This is a genomic window from Collinsella sp. CLA-ER-H8 (assembly GCF_040092335.1).
In the GTDB taxonomy this organism is placed as follows: domain Bacteria; phylum Actinomycetota; class Coriobacteriia; order Coriobacteriales; family Coriobacteriaceae; genus Collinsella.
The window spans coordinates 140,904-163,550 of sequence record NZ_JBBNLU010000003.1; the positions used below are offsets into that span (position 1 = coordinate 140,904).

Annotated in this window: 21 protein-coding genes; all 21 read left to right on the forward strand. The window is 61.1% G+C overall.

Going from position 1 to position 22,647, the window contains the following annotated elements; all coding sequences use genetic code 11:
• Positions 1 to 5 precede the first annotated feature (5 nt).
• The 21 genes from trmD to AAAX72_RS03105 all read left to right on the forward strand — a co-directional run bounded on the left by trmD (position 6) and on the right by AAAX72_RS03105 (position 22,647).
• Positions 6 to 764, forward strand: coding sequence for a tRNA (guanosine(37)-N1)-methyltransferase TrmD (trmD, locus tag AAAX72_RS03005; RefSeq protein ID WP_195568684.1), 759 nt, complete (start codon positions 6 to 8; stop codon positions 762 to 764).
• A 2-nt stretch (positions 765 to 766) separates the two neighbouring features.
• Positions 767 to 1,330, forward strand: a complete 564-nt coding sequence (lepB, locus tag AAAX72_RS03010; protein ID WP_055285127.1) for a signal peptidase I — start codon at positions 767 to 769, stop codon at positions 1,328 to 1,330.
• Between the two features lie 59 nt (positions 1,331 to 1,389).
• On the forward strand, positions 1,390 to 2,301 hold the full coding sequence (locus AAAX72_RS03015; protein WP_006236091.1) for a glycine--tRNA ligase subunit alpha: 912 nt from the start codon (positions 1,390 to 1,392) through the stop codon (positions 2,299 to 2,301).
• 3 nt (positions 2,302 to 2,304) lie between these two features.
• Positions 2,305 to 4,401: a glycine--tRNA ligase subunit beta gene (glyS, locus tag AAAX72_RS03020; protein ID WP_349128976.1), complete on the forward strand. Its 2,097-nt coding sequence runs from the start codon at positions 2,305 to 2,307 to the stop codon at positions 4,399 to 4,401.
• A gap of 34 nt (positions 4,402 to 4,435) precedes the next feature.
• Complete coding sequence (locus AAAX72_RS03025; RefSeq protein WP_349128978.1) at positions 4,436 to 5,302, forward strand: pyruvate, water dikinase regulatory protein; 867 nt, start codon at positions 4,436 to 4,438, stop codon at positions 5,300 to 5,302.
• A gap of 249 nt (positions 5,303 to 5,551) precedes the next feature.
• A complete protein-coding gene (gene ppdK, locus AAAX72_RS03030; RefSeq protein WP_349128979.1) occupies positions 5,552 to 8,302 on the forward strand; it encodes a pyruvate, phosphate dikinase in 2,751 nt (916 codons plus the stop codon).
• Positions 8,303 to 8,511: 209 nt separating this feature from the next.
• Positions 8,512 to 8,853 (forward strand): 50S ribosomal protein L19, encoded by a 342-nt coding sequence (rplS, locus tag AAAX72_RS03035; protein ID WP_006236098.1) that lies wholly within the window; start codon positions 8,512 to 8,514, stop codon positions 8,851 to 8,853.
• A gap of 93 nt (positions 8,854 to 8,946) precedes the next feature.
• Positions 8,947 to 9,735: a ribonuclease HII gene (locus AAAX72_RS03040; RefSeq protein ID WP_152068234.1), complete on the forward strand. Its 789-nt coding sequence runs from the start codon at positions 8,947 to 8,949 to the stop codon at positions 9,733 to 9,735.
• A gap of 189 nt (positions 9,736 to 9,924) precedes the next feature.
• Entirely contained in the window at positions 9,925 to 10,410 is a 486-nt protein-coding gene (locus AAAX72_RS03045) for a YraN family protein (protein WP_152068233.1), read from the forward strand.
• Positions 10,410 to 11,933, forward strand: a complete 1,524-nt coding sequence (locus tag AAAX72_RS03050) for a YifB family Mg chelatase-like AAA ATPase (protein ID WP_035138568.1) — start codon at positions 10,410 to 10,412, stop codon at positions 11,931 to 11,933. Before AAAX72_RS03045 ends, AAAX72_RS03050 begins: the two co-directional genes overlap by 1 nt.
• Entirely contained in the window at positions 11,933 to 12,865 is a 933-nt protein-coding gene (locus AAAX72_RS03055; protein ID WP_148331238.1) for a DNA-processing protein DprA, read from the forward strand. The genes AAAX72_RS03050 and AAAX72_RS03055 overlap by 1 nt, the downstream gene beginning before the upstream one ends.
• Positions 12,866 to 12,879: 14 nt before the next feature.
• Entirely contained in the window at positions 12,880 to 14,217 is a 1,338-nt protein-coding gene (gene trmFO, locus AAAX72_RS03060) for a methylenetetrahydrofolate--tRNA-(uracil(54)-C(5))-methyltransferase (FADH(2)-oxidizing) TrmFO (RefSeq protein WP_349128981.1), read from the forward strand.
• A gap of 8 nt (positions 14,218 to 14,225) precedes the next feature.
• Positions 14,226 to 15,134, forward strand: a complete 909-nt coding sequence (locus tag AAAX72_RS03065) for a tyrosine recombinase XerC (RefSeq protein WP_349129038.1) — start codon at positions 14,226 to 14,228, stop codon at positions 15,132 to 15,134.
• A gap of 219 nt (positions 15,135 to 15,353) precedes the next feature.
• Positions 15,354 to 16,082 carry a 30S ribosomal protein S2 gene (gene rpsB / locus AAAX72_RS03070; RefSeq protein ID WP_006236109.1) on the forward strand — a complete coding sequence of 243 codons (729 nt, stop codon included), beginning with the start codon at positions 15,354 to 15,356 and terminating at the stop codon, positions 16,080 to 16,082.
• A 45-nt stretch (positions 16,083 to 16,127) separates the two neighbouring features.
• Positions 16,128 to 16,997 (forward strand): translation elongation factor Ts, encoded by an 870-nt coding sequence (tsf, locus tag AAAX72_RS03075; protein ID WP_022094736.1) that lies wholly within the window; start codon positions 16,128 to 16,130, stop codon positions 16,995 to 16,997.
• 117 nt (positions 16,998 to 17,114) lie between these two features.
• Positions 17,115 to 17,837 carry a UMP kinase gene (pyrH, locus tag AAAX72_RS03080; protein ID WP_040359955.1) on the forward strand — a complete coding sequence of 241 codons (723 nt, stop codon included), beginning with the start codon at positions 17,115 to 17,117 and terminating at the stop codon, positions 17,835 to 17,837.
• Positions 17,838 to 17,839: 2 nt separating this feature from the next.
• Positions 17,840 to 18,376: a ribosome recycling factor gene (frr, locus tag AAAX72_RS03085; RefSeq protein ID WP_006236112.1), complete on the forward strand. Its 537-nt coding sequence runs from the start codon at positions 17,840 to 17,842 to the stop codon at positions 18,374 to 18,376.
• 1 nt (position 18,377) lies between these two features.
• Complete coding sequence (locus AAAX72_RS03090) at positions 18,378 to 19,172, forward strand: isoprenyl transferase (protein ID WP_055309876.1); 795 nt, start codon at positions 18,378 to 18,380, stop codon at positions 19,170 to 19,172.
• Between the two features lie 2 nt (positions 19,173 to 19,174).
• On the forward strand, positions 19,175 to 20,074 hold the full coding sequence (locus tag AAAX72_RS03095) for a phosphatidate cytidylyltransferase (RefSeq protein ID WP_271738789.1): 900 nt from the start codon (positions 19,175 to 19,177) through the stop codon (positions 20,072 to 20,074).
• Positions 20,074 to 21,261, forward strand: a complete 1,188-nt coding sequence (dxr, locus tag AAAX72_RS03100; protein ID WP_271738790.1) for a 1-deoxy-D-xylulose-5-phosphate reductoisomerase — start codon at positions 20,074 to 20,076, stop codon at positions 21,259 to 21,261. The genes AAAX72_RS03095 and dxr overlap by 1 nt, the downstream gene beginning before the upstream one ends.
• 24 nt (positions 21,262 to 21,285) lie before the next feature.
• A complete protein-coding gene (locus AAAX72_RS03105; RefSeq protein WP_349128982.1) occupies positions 21,286 to 22,647 on the forward strand; it encodes a M50 family metallopeptidase in 1,362 nt (453 codons plus the stop codon).

A 22,647-nucleotide genomic window follows, 5' to 3' on the forward strand; every position in this document is an offset into this window, starting at 1 on the left:
ACAACATGCTGATCGAGACCCTTTCGGTCTTTCCCGAGATGTTTGAGCCCGTCATGTCCACGTCGATTTTGGGCCGCGCCCGCAAGGCCGGCCTTTTTGATTTTAAGGCGTATAACCTGCGCGACTGGACGCACGACCGCCATCGTACCGTCGATGACGAGCCGTACGGCGGCGGGCAGGGCATGCTCATGAAGGTCGAGCCTATCGCAGAGGCCATCGAGGCCATTAGCGCAGAGGGTCCCAAGCCCACTGTGGTGTTCTTTACCCCCTGTGGCGAGCCTTTTACGCAGCATGTGGCCGAGCGCCTGCTCAAAAGTGAGCGCCTGCTGTTTGTGTGCAGTCGCTACGAGGGCGTCGACGAGCGCGCGTATGCGTATGCCGATGAGCGTCTGTCGATCGGCGACTACGTGCTCACGGGCGGCGAGCTTCCCGCTATGGTCGTTGCCGATGCCGTCGTACGCCTGATTCCCGGCGCCCTTGGTGACGAAATGAGCAACGTCGACGAGTCATTCTCGACCGCCGAGGACGGAGGACTGCTCGAGTACGCGCAGTACACCCGCCCCGCCGAGTTCAACGGCGAGGGCGTGCCGCCGGTGCTTGTGAGCGGCGATCACGCCAAGGTCGATGCCTGGCGTCGCAAGAACGCCATCGAGCGCACCTGCTGCTGGCGTCCCGATCTGATCGAGACAGCGCGGCTCACGCCCGAGGAGCGCGCTTACGCGCAGGAGATTCTTGACGCTTCGTATTCGCAGAGCGAGGAGTGAGTATGGTTCCTACGCAACATTCCGCGTTGAGGGGCGCTTTTGAGTGGATCGCGGTCATCGCGATCGCGCTCGTGGCCACGTTCCTGATCCGTACCTTTGTGGTCGAGCCCTTTGTGGTGCCCACCGGTTCTATGGAGGACACGATCGAGATTGGCGACCAGATCCTGGCGCAAAAGGTGAGCCTCGAGCTCGGTCAGCCCGTCAAGCAGGGCGATATCGTGGTGTTTCACAACCCCGATGGCACCTCCGAGCATGATGTTCTTGTCAAGCGTGTTATTGCCACGGCCGGCCAGACGGTCGACCTGCAGGATGGCAAGGTGGTCGTTGACGGCCAAGCGCTCGACGAGGACTATACGACGGGCATGAGCTGGCCACTTTCGGTCCAAGCGCCCGGTGCTCAGGTAAGCTATCCCTACACCGTTCCCGACGGGTGCGTGTGGGTGATGGGCGACAACCGCGAAAACTCTGCCGACTCACGCTACTTTGGTCCCGTCGATCGCTCTGATTTGATCGCCGTGGCACTCGTGCGCTACTGGCCGCTCAACCGCATCGGCGCTATCGACTAAAAACCGCTATAGTACAGTACCTAACCGTGTAATCGTTTCGACGAGGGGATATTAGAGGCATGAACGCTTCATCGCTTTCCTTCCAAGACATCATCCTGCGCCTCCAGCAGTACTGGGGCGAGCAGGGCTGCGTCATTATGCAGCCCTATGACTCCGAGGTCGGTGCCGGTACCTTCCATACCGCGACCACGCTGCGCTCGCTCGGTCCCGCCGAGTGGCGCACCTGCTATGCGCAGCCTTGCCGCCGTCCCGCCGACGGCCGCTACGGCGAGAACCCCAACCGCATGCAGCACTACTATCAGTTCCAGGTGCTCATCAAGCCCTCTCCGGTCAACGCCCAGGAGCTTTACCTGGGGTCTCTTGCCGCTATCGGTCTGGACCCCAACGACCATGACGTCCGCTTTGTCGAGGACGACTGGGAGAGCCCGACGCTCGGCGCCTGGGGCCTTGGCTGGGAGGTCTGGCTCAACGGCATGGAAGTCACGCAGTTTACGTACTTCCAGCAGGTGGGCGGTATCGAGGTCGACCCCGTTCCTGTCGAGATCACCTATGGCCTGGAACGCATCGCCATGTACGCCCAGGGCGTCAACTCGGTCTACGACCTGGTGTGGAGCTACCTGCCCGACGGCACGCCCATGACCTATGGCGACGTGTTCCTCGAGAACGAGCGCGAGTTCAGTGCCTACAACTTTGAGGTTGCCAACGTCGAGATGATGCGTCAGAAGTTTGACGACTACGAGGCCGAGTGCCATTCCTGTCTAGAGCGCAAGCTGCCGCTGCCGGCATATGACTGCGTCATGAAGTGCAGCCACGCTTTCAACCTGCTCGATGCCCGCGGCGCTCTGTCCGCAGTCGAGCGTGCCAACTACATCCTGCGCGTCCGCGCCGTCGCCAAGGCGTGCTGCGAGGCCTACATGGCCGAGGTCGCCGGAGTCAACGAGAATGCCGACCAGGAAGGCGAGGTGGCGTAAGCCATGGCAGACGCTAAGGATTTCCTGTTTGAGATCGGTACGGAGGAAATGCCCTCTGCACCGCTGAACAATGCCGTCAAGCAGCTTGGCACCATGATCGCCAAGGGTCTCGACGAGGCCGGTCTGGCCCACGGCGAGGTCCGCGTGATCTCGAGCCCGCGCCGCCTGGCTGCACTCGTTGCCGATGTCGCCACCGCGACCGACGAGGTTCACGAGGTCAAGCGTGGCCCCGCGGCCAACATTGCCTTCGACGCTGACGGTAACGCCACCAAGGCCGCCCAGGGCTTCGCCCGCAAGTGCGGTGTGGCTGCCGAGGACCTGGTCCGTCGCGAGGACACTGACGGTCGTGAGTATGTGTTCGCCGAGAAGAATATTCCCTCCGCACCGGCTACGCCGATTCTGACCGCTCTGTGCGAGAAGACCATCGCCGGCCTGCAGTGGCCCAACTACCGCTCCCAGCGCTGGGGTCACGAGCATGCGACGTTCGTGCGCCCGGTCCGTTGGATCTGCTGCCTTTTGGGCGAGGATGTTGTGCCCGTGTCGTTTGCCGACGTGACGAGCGGCAACACCACGCGTGGTCATCGCGTGCTTGGCCCCGGTGACCATGTGGTTGCCAGCCCCGCCGTCTACGAGCAGGTGCTTGAGGACGCCGGCGTGCTTTCTGCCGAGCGTCGTCGTGAGGCCATCCTTGCCGGTATCGCCGAGGTCGAGGCTGCCCGTCCCGGCTGCCATGTCGATACGCCCAAGAAGGTCTTTGAGGAGGTTATCAACCTCTGCGAGTGGCCGACGGTGCTCGTCGGTACCTTCGATGAGGAGTTCCTCAAGGTCCCGCACGAGATTATCTGCGAGTCCATGCTCACCAACCAGCGCTACTTCCCGATCTATGACGGCGAGGGCAAGCTCACGCGTGAGTTCGTGGTCGTCTCCAACAGCAAGCCCGAGAACGCCGAGCGCGTGATCGACGGCAACGAGCGCGTCGTGCGCGCCCGTCTGGACGACGCAAAGTTCTTCTACGAGGAGGACCTGAAGATCTCCCTCGACGAGTTCCGTGAGCGTCTGGCCAAGGTTGCCTTCCAGGAGAAGCTCGGTAGCGTGCTCGCTAAGTCCGAGCGCATCGAGCAGCTCGCGCTCGCTATTGCCCGCGTGGCACACCTGGGTGCTCATCTGGCAGCCGACGCCGGCCGTGCCGCGCACCTGTGCAAGGCCGACCTGGTGTCCAACGCCGTCGTCGAGTTCACGAGCCAGCAGGGCGTGATGGGCGGTTATTACGCGACCGCGATGGGGGAGAACGACGAGGTCGCCCACGCCATTCGCGATCACTATCGTCCCCGCTTTGCCGGTGACGAGCTGCCCGAGGGCACCGCTGGCTGCATCGTGGCCTGTGCCGACAAGCTCGATACCATCGCCGGTATCTTTGCCATCGGCGAGCCCCCGACCGGCTCTTCGGACCCCTATGCGCTGCGTCGTGCCGCTATCGGCATCATCAACATCCTGCGCGACCGCCTGCCGATCGACCCCACGTCGCTCATCGACTTTGCTCTCGAGCTCTACAGTGAGCAGGGCATTGAGTTCGACGCCGCCGAGGTCGCCCGGCAGGTTCGCGACTTCTTCCATGGCCGCCTGGTGAGCATGGCCCGCGACGAAAAGATCCCGGCCGATACCGTTGCCGCCGTCTCCGCGGTGCACATCATCGCCCCGTCCGTCTTCTTCGCCCGCTGCGCCGCCCTCGACGAGGCCCGCAAGAACGACGCCGAGACGTTCGACAACCTTGCGACCGCCTATGCTCGCGCTGCGCATATCTCCAAGCCCGAGCTGGGCGTGGAGTACGACCGCAGCCTGATGGGCGAGGTCGAGCTCGCGCTTGCCGATGCCTCCGAGGCCGCTCAGACCGCTGTCGATGCCGCCCTTGCTGCCGAGGACTACCCGGCCGCATTTGCCGCCCTCGCCGCCCTGCGCGCGCCCATCGACCGTTTCTTCGATGAGGTCATGGTCATGGACAAGGACGAGCAGCTCCGCGATAATCGCCTTAAGCTGCTCAACCGCTTCGAGGCCGTTTTCTCCGGCATTGCCAACATCGGTGAGCTTGCCCGCAAAAAGTAAGCCAGCCTGCGCGTAAGCGCAAAAGGAGCCCCGCATGGATTGCCCGGTCACCGCTCGTTCCACCGTTATCGTTATCTCCGACTCGCTCGGTGATACCGCTTGTGAGGTGGTGCTTGCGGCGTCCGGGCAATTTGATGAAGGGGCTTTTTGTGTTTTGCGTCTGCCTAAGGTGACTTCTGTGGAGCAGGTCAAGTCATTTGTGGGGCCGCGCGTCGATGCCGACCATCGCGATATCGCCGTGTTCCATACCATCGTCGACCCGGCGCTACGTGCTCGTGTGCTCGATTACCTGGGCATGCTGCATATTCGCTCGGTCGACCTGATCGGCCCGACGCTCGCCGTGCTGTCGTCGCTCATTGGCGTGTCGCCCAAGGGCGTCGCGGGCGTGATTCACAAGACCGATGACCGCTATTTCCATCGTATCGAGGCCATGGAGTATTTCGTTGAGCACGATGACGGGCGCGGCTGCGACGATCTGTCGGGTGCCGATATCGTGCTGCTGGGCGTATCCCGTACGTCCAAGACGCCGCTGTCGATGTATCTGGCCTATCAAGGTTACAAGGTTGCCAATGTTCCTTTGGCCCATGGCATGGAGCCGCCGAAGTCAATTTACGAGGTCGACCCGATGCGCCTGTTCGGCCTGGTTTCAACCGTCGACGTTATTTCTGAAATTCGCGATAGCCGCTTAGGCGATGATTACGCGCGCGCCGTCGCCGGCTCCTATGCCGAGCCTGAGAGTGTTCGCAGCGAGCTCGAGGAAGCCCGTGCCCTCATGAAGCGCCTGGGCTGCTTTGTGGTGCGTACCGATGGCAAGGCCATCGAGGAAAGCGCTGCCGAGATCATTAGCCACTTGGAGGAAATCCAAGAAGCCCGTGCCCGCCGCGCCGCCCGTCGAGCCTAATAGTAGCAGCATTTTGATAAAGCGATTTAGCAAAAATATCGCATCTGACCTGCACTTTCTTACAGTGGTATCTTCATAAGGTAACCACCTTTATCTACCGTTTACCGCCAGTTTTAGCACGTTTACCAAACCGCGCATCCTCTGCTTAAGCCCGCTCAAAACCCGCCGTATAGTTCCCTCACGGCCCGCATCTGGCGGGTCGATTCGTTACCACGGTCGTGCGCGTAAGTGCATGGAAGGGGAAGTATCGTGAGCGATTGCAAGAGGGTTTACCGTTTTGGAACCGACGCCCAGGGCACCCGTGTCACTGAGGGCGACAAGTCCATGAACTTCGTGCTTGGCGGCAAGGGCGCAAACCTTGCCGAGATGAGCCGTATCGGCCTGCCGGTTCCCGGTGGCTTTACCATTACCTGCCAGACCTGTGTCGAGTACTCCGGTGCCGGCAACGTGTGGCCCGAGGGCGCACTCGATGAGATCGTTGCTGCCGAGGCAGACCTCGAGGCCCGTTGCGGCAAAAAGCTCGGCGACGCCTCCGATCCGCTGCTCGTGTCGGTTCGCTCGGGCGCTCCGTTCTCCATGCCCGGTATGATGGACACGGTCCTCAACTTGGGTCTCAACGACGACTCCGTTCAGGGTCTCATTGCCCAGACGCAAAACCCGCGTTTTGCCTGGGATAGCTACCGCCGCTTTATCCAGATGTTCTCAAACGTCGTCATGGGTGTCGATGCCGACCTGTTCGAGAACGCCCTGACCCAGGCCCGCCTGGTCGCCGGCGTTCGCGTCGACTCCGAGCTTTCGGCCGAGGACCTGCAGGAACTCGTCGAGACCTTTAAGGGCATCTTCTCCGAGAACGTCGATGCCGCCCTGTATCCCGAGCTCGAGGTCGCCGATGGCAAGCCCGTCTTCCCACACGATCCGGAGCTCCAGCTGCGCCTTGCCATCCAGGCCGTCTTTGGCAGCTGGATGAACGAGCGCGCCTGCATCTATCGCAAACAGCACGGCATCTCCGACGAGCTCGGCACCGCCGTCAACGTGCAGGCCATGGCCTTTGGCAACAAGGGCGAGACCTCTGCGACAGGCGTCGCCTTTACGCGTAATCCGGCCGACGGCACCAAGGAGTTCTACGGTGACTTTTTGGTTAATGCCCAGGGCGAGGACGTCGTCGCCGGTATCCGCAACACCGAGCCCATCGCCGACCTCAAGACTACCCCGGGCCTCGAGTCCGCAGGTGAGGAGCTCGAGCGCGTGTTCCTGACGCTCGAGGATCATTACCGCGATATGTGTGATATCGAGTTTACCATCGAGCAGGGCAAGCTCTGGATGCTCCAGACCCGCGTGGGCAAGCGCACCGCCACCGCCGCCCTGCGCATCGCCATCGAAATGGTCGAGGAAGGCCTGATCACCCGCGAAGAGGCCGTGAGCCGCATCGATCCCGCGCAACTCGACCAGCTCCTTCACCCGCAGTTCGACGCCTCCAAGAAGTACGAGGCTCTCGCCAGCGGTCTTAATGCCAGCCCCGGTGCCGCCGTGGGCGAGGTCGTGTTCTCGAGCGACGACGCTGTCGCGCGTTCCGCCGAGGGTCACAAGGTCATTCTGGTTCGTTGGGAGACCAACCCCGACGACCTGAAGGGCATGGTCGCCGCCGAGGGCATCCTGACCAGCCACGGTGGCAAGACGAGCCATGCCGCCGTTATCGCCCGCGGCATGGGTACGCCCTGTGTCTGCGGCGTTGAGCGCTTCCACATCGACGCCGCCGAGAAGGTCGTGCGTATCGAGGGCATCGACCGCGTGCTGCGCGAGGGCGATGTCATTTCCATCGACGGTACCCAGGGTATCGTCGTCGACGGCGCCGTTGATCTGGTCTCGGCCGAGCTCACCGGCGATCTGGACACTATCCTGTCCTGGGCCGATGAGATTCGTCTGGACGAGACCTGTGGCCATGCCAACCATGTGCGCGTCAACGCCGACAATCCCGAGGATGCCGCGCTCGCGCTCGAGTTTGGCGCCGAGGCCATCGGCCTGTGCCGCACCGAGCACATGTTCCTGGGCGACCGTAAGAACATCATCCAGAGCTTTATCCTGTCTGACGATGAGGCCGTGAAGCAGCAGGCCCTGGCCGACCTGCTCAAGGTTCAGACCGAGGACTTCCTCGCGATGTTCAAGACCATGTCCGGTCGCGATGTGGTCGTCCGCCTGCTCGATCCGCCGCTTCATGAGTTCCTGGATAATCCTCGCGAGCTCGAGGTCGCCATCACCAAGAAGGAAGCCGCCGGCGCCAGCGAGGAAGAGCTTGCAGCCCTGCGCGCCCGCCTGCGTCGTATCGACGGCATGGTCGAGTCCAACCCGATGCTCGGCCTGCGCGGTGTGCGCCTGTCCGTCGTCTTTAGCGATCTGCCGCTCATGCAGGTTCGCGCCGTCGCCACGGCTGCTGCCCGCCTCATCAAGGAAGGCGTCGACCCGCGCCCCGAGATCATGGTTCCGCTCGTTTCCATCACGGCCGAGCATGTCCAGACGCGCGAGGTCATCGAGCGTGTCATCGCCGAGGTATCCGCCGAGGAGGGCGTCGAGCTTAACATTCCCGTGGGCACGATGCTCGAGCTGCCGCGTGCCTGCATGGTTGCCGACGAGATCGCCCATCATGCCGACTTCTTCTGCTTTGGCACCAACGACCTCACGCAGACGACCTTCGGCTTCTCCCGCGACGACGCCGAGGCCAAGTTCATCCCGCTGTACATGCACAAGAAGATCTTGAAGAACAACCCCTTCGAGACCATCGACTCGGCGGTACTCGAGCTGGTGCGCATGGCCGTCGAGAAGGGTCGCGCCACCAATCCCGACATGCACTTTGGCGTGTGCGGCGAGCACGGCGGCGACCCCAAGTCCATCAAGGGCCTGTTTAACGTGGCCGACGTGGATTACGTGTCCTGCTCGCCCTATCGCGTACCCCTCGCACGTCTTGCGGCCGCCCAGGCCAAGCTCGAGGCCAAGCGTTCCGCCTAACGTTTTGGGCGTAGACGCCTAGTGTAGCCCCCCTCATGCCGCCCGTCTCATTTGTGAGACGGGCGGTTATCATGTGCGGGTTTTGTCTTTTTGTCTGCGTAAAAAATTGTTCTTGCAGCAGAAACCCGCGCGTGTATACTCGAATACGTTTGTTCAACTACGTGCCGGCCATGGTGGTACGGCACCTCTAGAAGAGTAAGGAATTGCACATGGATTACATCCGCGCAATCGAGCGTCAGCAGATCCGCGAGGACATTCCTCAGGTTCGCGTCGCCGACAACGTCAAGGTTCACTACCGCATTAAGGAAGGCGACCGCGAGCGCATCCAGGTCTTCCAGGGCGACGTCATCCGCATGGCCGGCGCCGGTGCCCGCGAGACCTTCACCGTCCGCAAGATGTCCTTCGGTGTCGGTGTTGAGCGTACCTTCCCGCTTCACAGCCCCAAGATCGCCAAGCTCGAGGTCGTTCGTCATGGTCGCGTCCGTCGCGCCAAGCTGTACTACCTCCGCGACAAGGTGGGCAAGGCTGCTCGCATCCCCGAGAAGCGCTAAGAAGATCGCAGCGTCTGTCCACTCGTTTGGACGTAAGGGTCACCTTCGGGTGGCCCTTCTTTTTATCTGATTTGCATGCAAGGAGGGCCTGGTATGGCCAATATGACGAGCTCGGTTTCGGCATCGCAGGTTGCCGGAGAGCTAGCGAGCGCAACGTTTGAGGAGATCCCCGCCCTCGTGGAGCATTATCGCGAGGACCCGCGCCAGCAGGTGATCAAGGCTTGTGAACGCGCCCTCAAACGCCATGCTAAGGAACTTGCCGAGCGCGAGCGCGTCAATGACATGTACGAGCTTATGCATGAGTTTGGCGGCGATGGGGTGGTTGTTGGTGTCGACGAGGTGGGTCGCGGATCGGTGGCCGGTCCCCTGACGGTGTGTGCCGTGTGCCTTCCCATGGAGCCGCGCGTCTGGGGCATCAACGATTCCAAAAAGCTCACGCCGGCGCGCCGCGAGTTGCTCTCAGTGAAGATTGCCGAGGTGGCGACGGCGATCGGTTTTTGCCATATCGCGCCTAAGGATATCGATGAGATGGGCATGGCCCGTGCTATCCGTACCGCCGTTGCGGGCGCCGTGGCCGATACGGGGCTCGAGCCCGACTGCGTCCTCATGGATGGCAACCCCTTGGGCGCTGTTCCTAACGAGCGCGATGTGGTGAAAGGCGATGCCAAGATCGCCTGCATCGCCGCAGCGTCCATCATGGCCAAGGTCACGCGTGACGAGATGATGGTCGAGTACGACGCCGAGTACCCCGAGTACCATCTGGCCGAGTCGAAGGGCTATGCGAGCCCCGAGCACATCGAGGCCATTCGCAAACATGGACTTTGTCCGCTGCATCGCGTGAGCTTTTGCGGAAACTTTCTGCAGACTGAGCGCCTTTTCTAGGCCAATTGTGGAGACAGGGACCTCTGGGGTTTTATAAACCTGCTGGTAGCTGGCCGTATGCAGCACCATTGCTGCGTACGGCCCGTTTTTTGTCGGCATTTGGTCAGCTTTTGGTTTGCTTCCGGTACTTACCCGCATGAAAGGTGCCCTCATCATCGGGGCAATGCAGTGTGCGAGAAAGGAGACCCCATGAGTGCCGCAAGCAAAAAGAGCAAGACGCAGCAGCTCAAGGAGCGTTGGGAAAACGGCGAGCTCGACTGCGGGGCGATGACGCCCGAGTTTATCAAGGGACTCAGTCCCCGCGAGCTGGGCATGCTGGGCGAGCTGATCACCATCGACTACTTTAACGAGCGCGGCTACACCTTGCTGGAGCAGGGTTATCGTTGCACCGAGGGCGAGGCCGATCTGGTGCTGCTCGATGAGCTCGACGATGTCGTGGTGATGGCCGAGGTCAAGACCAGACGCGTTGCGCTGGATTGCAACACGCGGGTCTTTCCCGAGGAGGCCGTGGACGCCCAAAAGCAACGCCGCTACCGCCGCATCGCAAGTTGCTATCTCATGGAGCATTATCCGCTCAAGGCGATTCGCTTCGATGCCGTGGGCGTCACCATCCGCGACGGGCATATTGCCGAGATCGAGCACCAGTACAACGCGTTCGATTGGCAGGTGTCGTGATGGCGTTCGAGACGTTTGCCGTTCACGCGGCCTGCATCCGCGGCGTCGAGGCGATTCACGTCACGGTCGAGGTCTCGCTTGCCGGCGGCGTTCCGGGCATTCAGATGCTCGGCATCCCGAGTATGGAGGTGATGGAGTCACGTGGTCGTATTCGCTGTGCGATGCGCTCGGCCGGCTTTGAGATCCCGCGCTCGGGCATTACGGTCAATCTGGCGCCCGGCGATATTCGCAAGACCGGTAGCGGCTTTGATCTGCCCATCGCCATCGCGGTTCTAGCGGCCGATGGTCAGATTCCCCGCGACAACCTCGATCGTTGTCTTATCGCCGGCGAGCTCGGCTTGGACGGCACGGTGCTTCCTGTCAAAGGCGAGGTGGCGTTTCAGCTATTGGCTCGCGACATGGGGCTGTCTTTTATCGCCGGCAGGTCCGACCAGCATGTGCCACTCGCGGGCGTGGATTGCGGCTTTATCGACCATCTGTCTCAGCTTGCTCACGGCATGGGCGATGCCGCACGGCACTACTTGGATTCCGAGGGTGTCGAGGCGACCTTTGAGCCCGAGCTCGACTATGCCGACGTGCTGGGGCAGGAAGTCGCTAAACGCGGCATGGCGCTTGCGGCGGCAGGAGAACTCGGCTTGCTCATGATCGGCTCGCCTGGTTCGGGCAAGACGATGCTCGCACGCCGTATGACCGGCATCCTGCCCGAGCTTTCCGTTGAGGATCAGCAGGAGGCACTGTGCATCCATTCGGTTTTGGGTGAGAACATTGATGGCTTGTTGGCGGGGCACCGCCCCTTCCGCAGTCCCCACCACAGTATTTCGACCGCAGGCCTTATCGGCGGCGGGCGCCCGGTGCACCCGGGTGAGATCAGCCTTGCTCATGGCGGCGTGCTCTTTTTGGACGAGCTTGCCGAGTTTCCCACTGGCGTGCTGCAGACGCTGCGTCAGCCCATCGAGCGCGGCTACGTGAGGATCGTACGCGTCGACGGGGCTTTTACCTTCCCGTCGCGCTTTCAGCTGCTGGCTGCGAGCAATCCCTGCCCCTGCGGCTTTTTGGGCGATCGCGAGGTGCCGTGTCGCTGCTCGGCGGCGATGGTCGAGCGCTATCGGTCTAAACTGCGCGGTCCTTTGGCCGACCGTATCGACATGATGATCGATGTGACCCGTCCCGACCCTCAAGTGATTATCGAGGGTGCGGAGGGCATGTCGTCGGCCGAGTTACGTGACTACGTTGTGCGCGGTCGCGCCTTTCGCGCTTGGCGCGAATCCCGCATGGACGATGCGGATGCCGAGGCCGAGGATGACGAGACACGGTCCATTGACGGCGTCGTTTCGACCTTTGAGCTCGATGATGCGGCGGAGAAGTGTGTGCTCGGCCTGTCGAAGCGCACGCATCTCACAGGGCGTGGCATCGTGCGCCTTGTTCGCATTGCGCGCACGATTGCAGATGTCGCCGAGAGCGAGCAGGTGACGCAGGACCACGTGCTCGAGGCGGCGATGTACCAGGGAAGGAGGGACCAATGATGGCTGAGGGGACCTTCGAGCTGCATCCAGGTGACGCGTTGTATCCCGAGACCGTTTTGGAGCTTTCTGATGTACCTCAGACGCTCTATGTGCGCGGCAACCCCGAGGCGCTTTCGACGCCCGCGCTCTCCATCATCGGTGCGCGAAAGGCCTCGCCGTATGGTCTTGCCGTGGCAGAGCTTGCGGCGAAGGTGGCGGTTGAGGCGGGAGTGACGGTAGTTTCGGGCGGTGCGGTCGGTTGTGACCAGGCCTCGGGTTGGGCCGCGGTCAACGCCGGCGGCAAACACGTTGTGGTGCTGGGGACGGGCGCCGACGTGGTCTACCCGCGTTCGAGCGCGGGGCTGATTACGCGCACGCTTGATACGGGTGGCGCGGTCGTGTCGATCTCTCCGTGGGGCATGGGTCCGCGCAAGTTTGCCTTTCCGCGCCGCAATCGCGTAATCGCGGCCCTGTCGCAAGCCCTCTTTGTATCCGAGGCGGGTATGCCTTCTGGGACGTTTTCCACAGCCGAGGCTGCTATGGATTTGGGGCGCGAACTTCTTGCCGTGCCGGGGTCGATCCTATCGCCCGAGTCGCGTGGCACGAATTACCTCATTGCGAACGGTGCCTGCTGCATCGTCGACGAGGAATCTATCGAGATGGCTATCTCACGCATCTACGGAACCCTGCGCTACTCGCGCCCCGATGCTCCCGGCATTGCCGACCTGGATCCAACGCAGCAGACCGTGATGCATGCGCTCATCGCCTCTCCGCTCAAGGTCGACGACATCGCGGCGCTCGTCTCGCTCGATGCTGTCGGCGTACTCAAACTCTTGGGTTCGCTTGAACTCGAGGGTCTTATCGAGCGCATGATGGATGGAAGGTATGCGCCCTCCAAGTTTGCCCTTCACGCCCAGACACCCTTCGGTCACAATGGAAAACGTGTCAATTAGAAAGGTGTTTGCAGATGCAGTTCGATCAGGTGACAGTTATCGGTGGCGGTCTGGCGGGTTCGGAGTGCGCGATCCAGCTGGCAGATCGCGGGTTTGCCGTAAAGCTGTGCGAGATGCGCCCCCAGGTGAGCTCCCCGGCCCACCATACCGATCACCTGGCAGAGCTCGTCTGCTCCAATTCGTTTAAGTCGACCCGTCCGGATTCCGCGGCTGGTTTGCTGAAGGCCGAGCTTGAGCGCATGGGTTCAGTCCTGCTCGATTGCGCCCATCGCGCGGCTGTTCCCGCCGGTGGCGCCTTGGCGGTCGACCGCGTCAAGTTTTCCGAGCTTGTCGAGGCCGAGGTTGCCGCTCGTCCCAATATCGAGGTCGTGCACGGCGAGGTCACGCAGATTCCCGAGGGCCACGTGGTCATTGCCGCGGGCCCGCTGTGTTCACCGGCGCTGAGCGAAGAGGTCATGAAGCTCGTCGGCGGCGACGCCCTTGCGTTTTTCGATGCCGCGGCGCCGATCGTCGATGCCTCCACGCTCGATATGGACGTGCTGTTCTCGCAGTCGCGCTACGAGGAGCAGGGGAGCGGCGACTATCTCAACGCTCCGCTCAATAAGGAGGAGTACGAGGCCTTTATCGAGGCGCTTACCACGGCCGACCGCGTGGTGCTCAAAGACTTTGAGGGCGGCGATCTGTTCCAGGCCTGCCAGCCTGCCGAGGAAGTTGCGCGCACCGGCAAGGACGCCATTCGCTTTGGCGCCATGAAGCCCGTTGGCCTCACCGACCCGCGTACCGGACGTCGCCCCTGGGCGGCGATACAGCTGCGTGCCGAGAACAAGGAGAAGACCGCCTATAACCTGGTGGGCTTCCAGACCAACTTGACCTTTGGCGAGCAGAAGCGCGTCTTCCATATGGTGCCGGGCTTGGAGAACGCTGAGTTCTTCCGCTACGGTGTCATGCATCGCAATACCTTTGTCGACGCTCCGCACGTGCTCGATGGCACCTTTGCCGTGCCCGGTACCGGCGTGCGCCTGGCCGGTCAGATCACCGGCACCGAGGGGTACATGGAAGCCGTGGCGACAGGTCTTCTCGCGGCGCTCAACACCTATGCCGAGGCTATCGGTGCCGCGGGCGTCGAGTTGCCGCGTGTGGGCGCCCTAGGTGCGCTCGTGGGCTATGCGACCGATCCTGCCACCGTGGGCTATCAGCCTATGCATGTCAACTTTGGCCTGGTGCCGCCACTCGAGGATGGTAAGCGCCGCAGCAAGCGCGACCGATATCAGGCCTATGTGGACCGTGCGCTCGAGGCCCTCGATGCCTACTTGGCCACGCGTTCCGACTTGTTTGGAGGCGACCGGTCATAGCCTTTGACCTGTACGACACCGTCGACTCGTTTATCGCCTATATCGCACGCGTCGAGGGTCTTTCTCCCAACACGGTGACGGCCTATGGCTCGAGGCTAGAGCGCTTTGCTGCCTGGTGCGAGCGCGAGGATATTGATGCTTTCGCTGTCGACGTGCGCACCATTCGTCGCTATCTTGCTGAGCTTTCGCGTGAGCAGGTGGCTCCCCGAACGCTTGCGGCGCACCTGTCGGCTATCCGATCTCTCTATCGCTGGATGGCTGCCGAGGGGATTGTCGAGGGCGATGCGGTCTCGGCGATCGCATCGCCCAAGCTGCCGCGTGACCTGCCGGGCGTCCTTACGACCAAGCAGGTCGAGGCGCTGCTCAAGACGCCTGATACCTCGACGCCCGCGGGACTGCGCGATGCGGCGATGCTTGAGTTGCTCTATGCCTCCGGCGCGCGAATCTCGGAGCTCGCGGCGCTCAACGTGGAGTCTATTGGTTGGTCCGAGCGAACGCTGCGACTTTGGGGCAAGGGGAGCAAGGAGCGTATCGTCCCTCTGTATCGTCGCGCACTCGAGGCGACGCGTCTCTATATTGAGGAGGGGAGGCCGGAGTTGCTCGCTCAGGCAAAGCGCCGTGACCCCGCTACCGGGCCGCATCCGCTGCTTATATCGGCGCGCGGCAATCGCATGAGTGCCGCCATGCTCAGGCGGCGGTTCCATACGCTGGCGACGCTCGCCGGCATTCCGGCCGACATTGCCCCGCATGCGATGCGCCATACCTTTGCGACCGATTTGCTCGAGGGCGGTGCGGACCTGCGCTCGGTTCAAGAGCTGCTGGGCCATGCGAGCCTGTCTACAACGCAGATTTACACGCATCTCACGCCCGATCGGCTCAAACGTGCCGTGGCTCAAGCCCATCCCCGCGGCGAATAGTGGCTGGGACGTCCCGCGCCGCACTCAGGTGTGTGGTTTTGATTGCGGGTTGGCAGGAAGATGCATTCCTGCTATCATTCATCGGGTTGCTTCACGGCAACATGTTTTTATCACGCACGCGCGGCTACTTCATACCGTGGTGCCCGGGCTTTGGTAGCACATGTCCGGGTTGGTTTTGGAGGATGACCCCGCGCGGAGGCAAACCACAGGAGGTTTAACATGGCTACCAAGATTAATATCCGCACCCTGCTCGAGGCCGGCTGCCACTTCGGTCACCAGACCCGTCGCTGGAACCCCAAGATGAAGCCGTTCATCTTCGGTGAGCGCAACGGCATCTACATCCTCGACCTCAAGCAGACCATCCTCGACGCCGACCAGGCCTACACCTTCGTCAAGAACGTCGCCAAGGGTGGCAACGTGCTGTTCGTCGGCACCAAGAAGCAGGCTCAGGAGGCCGTCAAGAACGCTGCTGAGCGCGCCAACATGCCTTACATCAACCAGCGTTGGCTCGGCGGTATGCTGACCAACTTCGTCACCATCCGCTCCCGCATCAACCGCATGGAGGAGCTCGAGGCCATGGTCGAGGACGGCCGCATGGCTGTTCTGCCCAAGAAGGAGCAGGCTGTTCTCGGCAAGGAGCTCACCAAGCTCCAGACCAACCTCGGTGGCGCCCGCGACATGAAGGGTCTGCCCCAGGCTCTCTTCGTCATCGACACCAAGCGCGAGGAGAACGCCATCAAGGAGGCTCAGCGCCTGAACATCCCCGTCGTCGCTCTGATCGACACCAACTCCGATCCCGACGAGGTCGAGTACGGCATCCCCTGCAACGATGACGCTATCTCCGCTGTCACCCTTATGTGCGAGCTCATGGCTGACGCCTGCCTCGCTGGCTCCGGCAAGGAGCAGGTCTCCGAGGCCGAGATGGCCGCTGAGCCCAAGGCCGAGTAAATCAGTCTTAGTTAATTCTTTTTCATCTCTTTGAAAGGAACCACAATGGCCCAGATTACCGCCGCTATGGTCAAGCAGCTCCGCGAGATGACCGACTCCCCGATGATGGAGTGCAAGAAGGCTCTCGTCGAGGCTGACGGCGACATGGACGCCGCTGTCGACGTTCTGCGTAAGAACGGCCTTGCCAAGGCTGCCAAGAAGGCTGGCCGTGAGACCAACGAGGGCGCTGTCGCCGCGTTCGTCTCCGAGGATGGCAAGACCGGCGCTCTGCTCGAGCTCTCCTGCGAGACCGACTTCGTTGGCTCTAACGCCAAGTTCACCGGCTTTGCTTCCAAGGTCGCTGAGGTTGTCGCTACCACCGAGCCTGCTGACGTCGACGCTCTGCTCGAGAAGCCGATGGGCGAGGAGACCGTTTCCTCCGAGCTCACCGAGATGATTCACATCATGGGCGAGAACATGAAGATCTCCCGCTTCGCTGCCCGCAAGGCTGAGAACGGCGCGCTCGCTTCTTACATCCACATGGGTGGTAAGATCGGCGTCCTCGTCGAGTTCGCCTTCGAGAAGGCTGAGACCGCTCAGGCTGAATCCTTCAAGACCTTCGCTCACGACGTTGCCCTTCAGGTTGCCGCCGTCGCCCCGATCTGCGCTACCCGCGATCAGGTTCCGGCCGAGACCGTCGAGCACGAGAAGCAGATCTACATGGCTCAGGCTGCCGAGTCCGGTAAGCCCGAGGCTATCCAGGAGAAGATGGCTGTCGGCCGTCTGGAGAAGTTCTACAAGCAGTCCGTGCTCACCGAGCAGGAGTTCATCAAGGACAGCTCCCTCACCATCAAGAAGTACGCTGAGCAGGTCTCCAAGGAGCTCGGCGACACCATTACCGTCGTTGCCTTTGACCGTCTGGTCCGTGGCGAGTAAATAAGCTCTTGTAGCTGGTAATGAGCAGGCTGTGGGTTTTACTCACAGCCTGCTTTTTCATGGCTCTTCTTAGAGCCTTTGATATCATATTGAGAGTCTAATTAAAGGAGGATCGCTTTGTCCGACATCCGATATAAACGCGTGCTTCTTAAGCTTTCCGGCGAAGCACTGATGGGCGACGGCCAATATGGCATCGACCCCAAGGTTACCGACCATCTTGCCAAGCAGGTCAAGGAGCTGCTAGCCGTTGGCCATGAGGTCGGCGTCGTTGTCGGCGGCGGCAATATTTTCCGCGGCATGGCCGGCGCTGCCGGTGGCATGGAGCGTGCTCAGGCCGACTACATGGGCATGCTGGCAACCGTTATGAACGCGCTCGCCCTGCAGGATGCCTTCGAGCATAACGATGTTCCCTGCCGCGTGATGAGCGCTATCCAGATGAACGAGATCTGCGAGCCCTATATTCGCCGTCGCGCCATCAACCACCTTTCCAAGGGCAACGTCGTCATCTTCGCTGCCGGTTCGGGCAATCCGTACTTTACGACCGACACCGCCGCGGCTCTTCGTGCGTGCGAGATCGGCGCCGAGATTCTGATTAAAGCCACCAAGGTTGACGGCATCTACGACAAGGATCCCGTCAAGTGCGCCGATGCCGTCCGTTTTGACAAGATTACCTATCACGAGGTGCTCGTCCGCGGCCTGCAGGTTATGGATTCCACGGCTACGGCACTGTGCCAGGATAACCGTATGCCGATTTTGGTCCTCAACATCGATGGCGAGGACACCGTCAAGCGCGCGCTCGCGGGTGAGCCCGTCGGCACGCTCGTCTATCAGGAGGATTAAGCATGGCAGAGAACATCACCGCCCATATGGACAAGTCGCTCGAGTCCCTCAAGCATAACTTCTCCAAGGTCCGTACCGGCCGCGCCAATGCCAACATTCTGTCCGACATCACCGTCGATTATTACGGGGTTCCCACGCCGGTCACGCAGGTTGCCGCCGTCAAGACCCCCGAGGCCCACATGCTGCTCATCGAGCCGTGGGACAAGGCACTCATCAATGCTATCGTCAAGGCCATCGGCGCTTCCGATCTGGGTATTACCCCCAACTCCGATGGCACCGTCGTTCGTCTTCCGTTCCCGGCTCCCACTGAGGAGCGCCGTCGCGAGCTCGTCAAGGAGTGCCGCGAGTACGCCGAGCAGGCCAAGGTGTCTATCCGTAACATCCGTCGCGACTTCAACAACAAGCTCGAGCGCGATGAGGAGCTCACCGAGGACGATGTCCGTCGCGAGCAGGCCAAGGTCCAGAAGCACACTGATGAGTATGTCGCCAAGGTCGAGGAGCTTCTGAAGGAAAAAGAAGCCGAGGTCATGGAGATCTAAGGTGCAATACGACGAGCATAAACTGGTCGAGTACTTTGCCGACGCCCCTGCGGGCGTCGGTTTTTCCGACCTTGACCTCAATAACATTCCGCACCATATCTCGTGCATCATGGACGGTAACGGTCGTTGGGCCACGTCGCGCGGTCTTGCACGCACCGAGGGCCACAAGGCGGGTATCGTCTCCCTGCGCGAGATCATTACCGCATGCGTGCGCTTGGGTGTCGACGTCCTTTCGGCCTATGCGTTTTCCACCGAAAACTGGAATCGTCCGCAGCACGAGGTCAACGTTTTGATGCATTTGTTTGCCAAGACGTTTATCGATGAGTTGCCGCTGCTTAAGCGCGAAAACGTTCGCGTTGTCTTTTTGGGCGATATTTCCGCACTGCCTAAGAAGACCCGCGATGTCTTTGAGCGAGGTCTTGCTGAGTGCGCCAATCACACCGGCATGACGCTGGCGCTTGCCGTCAACTACGGCGCGCGTGCCGAGATTACCCGCGCTGTCCGTCAGATCGCACTCGACGCTGCCGCCGGTAAGATCGATCCTGGCGCAATTGATGACGACATGGTGGCTTCCCACCTCTATACCGCTGGCCTTCCCGATCCTGAGCTTGTGATTCGCACTTCTGGTGAGCTGCGCCTTTCGAACTATCTGCTGTGGCAGGTGGCTTATTCCGAATTCTACGTCACCGATACCTATTGGCCCGACTTTGATCGTTGGGGCCTTGTCGACGCCATTTTGGCCTATCAGGGCCGTGACCGTAGGTTTGGTGGTCTGAGCAAGACCGAGGAGGCTTAATCGTGTCCGATCGTCCCAAGGCAATTGCTCCCAAGACATCTGAGCGCAAGGCTGTCGCTGCAGGAGCGCCCGCAGCGAAGAATGGCACCGGTTCGTGGCTTGCCGGCTTTATCACCCGTGCCGCCGCCGGTATCGTCTATGCCGTTGTCTTTATCCTGTGCCTGGTTTTGGGTATTGTGCCCACGGCCATCTTTGTTTCTGTCATGAGCGGTCTGTGCTGCTATGAGTTTTTCCGTATGACGAGGCTCGATGGCAAGATGGCTAACGAGCGCATGGGTATCGCTGCCGCCGTACTCTTTCCGCTGTCGGCGTTGGGCGATTCGATGTTGCTGAATGCCCTGCTTTTTGCCCTGATGCTCGCTGTGGGAATTTGGTATGTTTGGTCGCCGCGTACCCGCATCTCTGATGTGGCCGTGACGCTCATGGGTCCCATCTACACTGGCTTTATGCTGTCGGCTATCGTGCTGCTGCGCGATGCCGTGCCCGGTTTTGCCGGCGCCCTGCTTTCGGTGGGCGTTTGCGCGTCCCTTTGGGTCTCCGATTCGTTTGCCTACATCGTGGGTAGCCGTATCGGCAAGCACAAGATGGTCCCTAAGATTTCTCCCAAAAAGAGCTGGGAGGGCTTTGTCGGCGGCATCTTGGGCTCGGTTCTTATCTGGCTCATTTTGTGGGCGACGCATTTTTATAAGCTGAGCTTGCCCTACGCACTGCTGTGCGGCGTGGTTGTGTCCATCCTGGGCGTTATCGGCGACCTTATTGAGTCACGCATCAAGCGTGGCGTGGGCGTCAAGGATTCCGGCAACCTTATCCCGGGCCATGGCGGCATGCTCGACCGTAGCGACTCGCTTATCTTTGGCTGCATTACCGCGCAGCTGCTTTTGATGATCGGAGGCGTGCTGTAATGGCCTTTCAGACGACGTACGGCCCCGATGGGCGTCTTCGCGTTGCCATTCTGGGCTGTACGGGCTCTATCGGCACGCAGGCACTCGATGTATGCCGTCAGCATGCCGATCGACTGCAGGTGACGGCGTTGTCCGTTAACTCCAGCACTTCGGAGCTCGTTGCCGCCGCCCGCGAGTTTTCGGTCCCGGCCGTTGCCGTGGCCGACACCACCCACGGTGCGGACGCTGTACTGCAGGAGCTGCCCGAGGGCACCGAGCTCGGTGTTGGTGCGCAGGCGGTTTGTGAGCTCGCGCGTCGCGATGACGTCGACTGTGTCCTTGTTGCCATTGTGGGCGCTGCCGGGCTCGAAGCGAGCCATGCGGCCCTGACCTCGAACAAGCGTCTCGCACTTGCCAACAAGGAGTCTCTCGTTGTCGGCGGTGACCTGCTGATGCCGTTGGCGCAACCGGGTCAGCTAATTCCGGTCGACTCCGAGCACTCCGCCATCTACCAGTGCTATCTGGGGGAGAATCCGCGCGAGGCCCACTGCATCTGGCTTACTTGCTCGGGCGGTCCGTTCTTTGGCCGTACGCGCGACGAGCTCAATTGCGTGACGCGTGCCGATGCCCTCGCACATCCCACGTGGGCCATGGGTGCCAAGATCACCATCGACTCCGCCACCCTCATGAACAAGGGCCTAGAGCGCATTGAGGCCATGCATCTGTTTAACTGCGACCTCGATTTTATTAACGTGGTCGTGCAGCGTCAGTCCAAGATTCACTCTATGGTCGAGTTTGCCGACGGCTCCGTGATGGCGCATCTCGGTGCTTCCGACATGCGTATTCCCATCCAGTTCGCGTTCTCGTATCCCGAGCGTTGGGATACCCCGGCGCCTCGTATCGATTTCCGCGATCTGGGGCAGCTCACGTTTGATGCTGCCGACATGGATACCTTCCGCTGTCTGGCACTGGCCGAACGTGCCGGCAAGACAGGTGGCACCATGCCGTGCGTGCTCAATGCCGCCAACGAGGTCGCCGTCGATGCCTTCCTGCACGATGGCTGCAGCTTTACCGATATCGATTGCATTGTGGAATCCTGCATGGATGCTCACGATATGCAGGCGGTCGATTCGTTTGAGCAGCTTCGCGACATCGATGCGTGGGCGCGTGAAAAAGCTGCGCAGGTGCTCGCCGCAACTCGTTCCTAACCATAAGGATTGCTTTTTCGTTTTATGGATACTGTTCTGAGCGTTCTCTCATCGGTCTTTTGGGGCCTGCTGATGCTTTCCGTCCTCGTGTTTTTGCACGAGGGCGGCCACTTTTTGGCGGCGCGTGCCTGCGGCGTCCGTGTGACCGAGTTCTTTTTGGGCCTGCCGTGCCGCTTTGACATCCATTACACGTCGCGTCGCATTGGAACCAAGTTTGGCGTGACCCCGCTGCTGCTGGGTGGCTACGCTGCCATTTGCGGTATGGATCCGACCGACGTCTCGTGTGCCGACCGCGTGCTCGCGGCTATCTATCGTCATGGTCGCGTGACCGTGGCCGACCTTGCTGTCGAGCTTGAGCTTTCCGAGGAGGATGTGCTCGAGGCATGCGCCCTGTTGCTGGGCTGGGGTTCCATCGCACCCTGGTATGAGGAAGGGGAGAAGCCCTCGCCGAGCTACTATCCCACCAAGTATCAGACGCTGCCGCGAGATGCGGCGGGTTACACCACCTTTGACGGCCGCCGTTTCGATCGAGAGCATGCGACTATCGAGGGCGATGTGTGGGAGCTGCCGTGCGGCGAAGCCGAGTTCCTTGCGCAAGAGCGTTCGCATACCTATTTGGGCCAGGGTTTTCTCAAGCGCGCCTTTATGCTGCTCGCGGGCATTCTCGTCAATATCCTGACGGGCTTTTTGCTGCTTATGAGTATCTATTCCATTGCGGGTGTCACCGTGCCGATGGATACCAACGTGATCGGTCAGGTTGACGAGGGGTCTATTGCCGCCAAGGCGGGTATCGAGGGCGGCGACGTGATCCTTTCGGTTGACGGAGTATCGTGCTCTTCTTGGATGGACGTTTACGATGCCATCGGCAAGGCTGCCGGTAAGGACGATATCGCCATCGAGTACGAGCGTGACGGCAAGCAGCATTCGACCGCGGTTGCGCTCAAAGAGGACGAGCGCCTAGGTGTGTATGCCTCTACACAGGTGGTCCGTTTAGACCCCATCACGTCGGCTCGCCTGTCGTTCTCCTATGTCGTGCAGACAGCGGAGGGCGTGATGCGCCTGCTCCAGCCGCAGCATACGATGGAGATTCTCGATCAGTCTTCTTCGATCGTGGGTATTAGCGTTATGTCCTCACAGGCTGCTGCTGCCGGCCCTGCCACGTTCCTTTCGTTTGCCGCCCTCATTTCGTTCTCGCTTGGCTTTATGAACCTGCTGCCCATCCCACCACTCGATGGCGGCAAGCTGGTCATTGAGATCATTCAAAAGATTGCTGGCCGCGAGCTTCCGCTCAAGGTCCAGACGATTGTGAGCTATGTGGGCATCGCGCTCTTTGCGCTGCTGTTTGTCTATATGCTTCGTTCCGACGTCCTTCGATTTATCCTGTAG

Bases quoted from the DNA above. Each gene is read 5' to 3' on its own strand.
- AAAX72_RS03025 (WP_349128978.1), top strand. From the start codon at position 4,436: ATGGATTGCCCGGTCACCGCTCGTTCCACCGTTATCGTTATCTCCGAC.
- glyS (WP_349128976.1), top strand. From the start codon at position 2,305: ATGGCAGACGCTAAGGATTTCCTGTTTGAGATCGGTACGGAGGAAATG.
- AAAX72_RS03040 (WP_152068234.1), top strand. From the start codon at position 8,947: ATGGCCAATATGACGAGCTCGGTTTCGGCATCGCAGGTTGCCGGAGAG.
- frr (WP_006236112.1), top strand. From the start codon at position 17,840: ATGGCAGAGAACATCACCGCCCATATGGACAAGTCGCTCGAGTCCCTC.
- trmFO (WP_349128981.1), top strand. From the start codon at position 12,880: ATGCAGTTCGATCAGGTGACAGTTATCGGTGGCGGTCTGGCGGGTTCG.
- lepB (WP_055285127.1), top strand. From the start codon at position 767: ATGGTTCCTACGCAACATTCCGCGTTGAGGGGCGCTTTTGAGTGGATC.
- AAAX72_RS03015 (WP_006236091.1), top strand. From the start codon at position 1,390: ATGAACGCTTCATCGCTTTCCTTCCAAGACATCATCCTGCGCCTCCAG.
- trmD (WP_195568684.1), top strand. From the start codon at position 6: ATGCTGATCGAGACCCTTTCGGTCTTTCCCGAGATGTTTGAGCCCGTC.
- dxr (WP_271738790.1), top strand. From the start codon at position 20,074: ATGGCCTTTCAGACGACGTACGGCCCCGATGGGCGTCTTCGCGTTGCC.
- AAAX72_RS03055 (WP_148331238.1), top strand. From the start codon at position 11,933: ATGGCTGAGGGGACCTTCGAGCTGCATCCAGGTGACGCGTTGTATCCC.
- rplS (WP_006236098.1), top strand. From the start codon at position 8,512: ATGGATTACATCCGCGCAATCGAGCGTCAGCAGATCCGCGAGGACATT.
- tsf (WP_022094736.1), top strand. From the start codon at position 16,128: ATGGCCCAGATTACCGCCGCTATGGTCAAGCAGCTCCGCGAGATGACC.
- AAAX72_RS03045 (WP_152068233.1), top strand. From the start codon at position 9,925: ATGAGTGCCGCAAGCAAAAAGAGCAAGACGCAGCAGCTCAAGGAGCGT.
- AAAX72_RS03105 (WP_349128982.1), top strand. From the start codon at position 21,286: ATGGATACTGTTCTGAGCGTTCTCTCATCGGTCTTTTGGGGCCTGCTG.
- AAAX72_RS03050 (WP_035138568.1), top strand. From the start codon at position 10,410: ATGGCGTTCGAGACGTTTGCCGTTCACGCGGCCTGCATCCGCGGCGTC.
- rpsB (WP_006236109.1), top strand. From the start codon at position 15,354: ATGGCTACCAAGATTAATATCCGCACCCTGCTCGAGGCCGGCTGCCAC.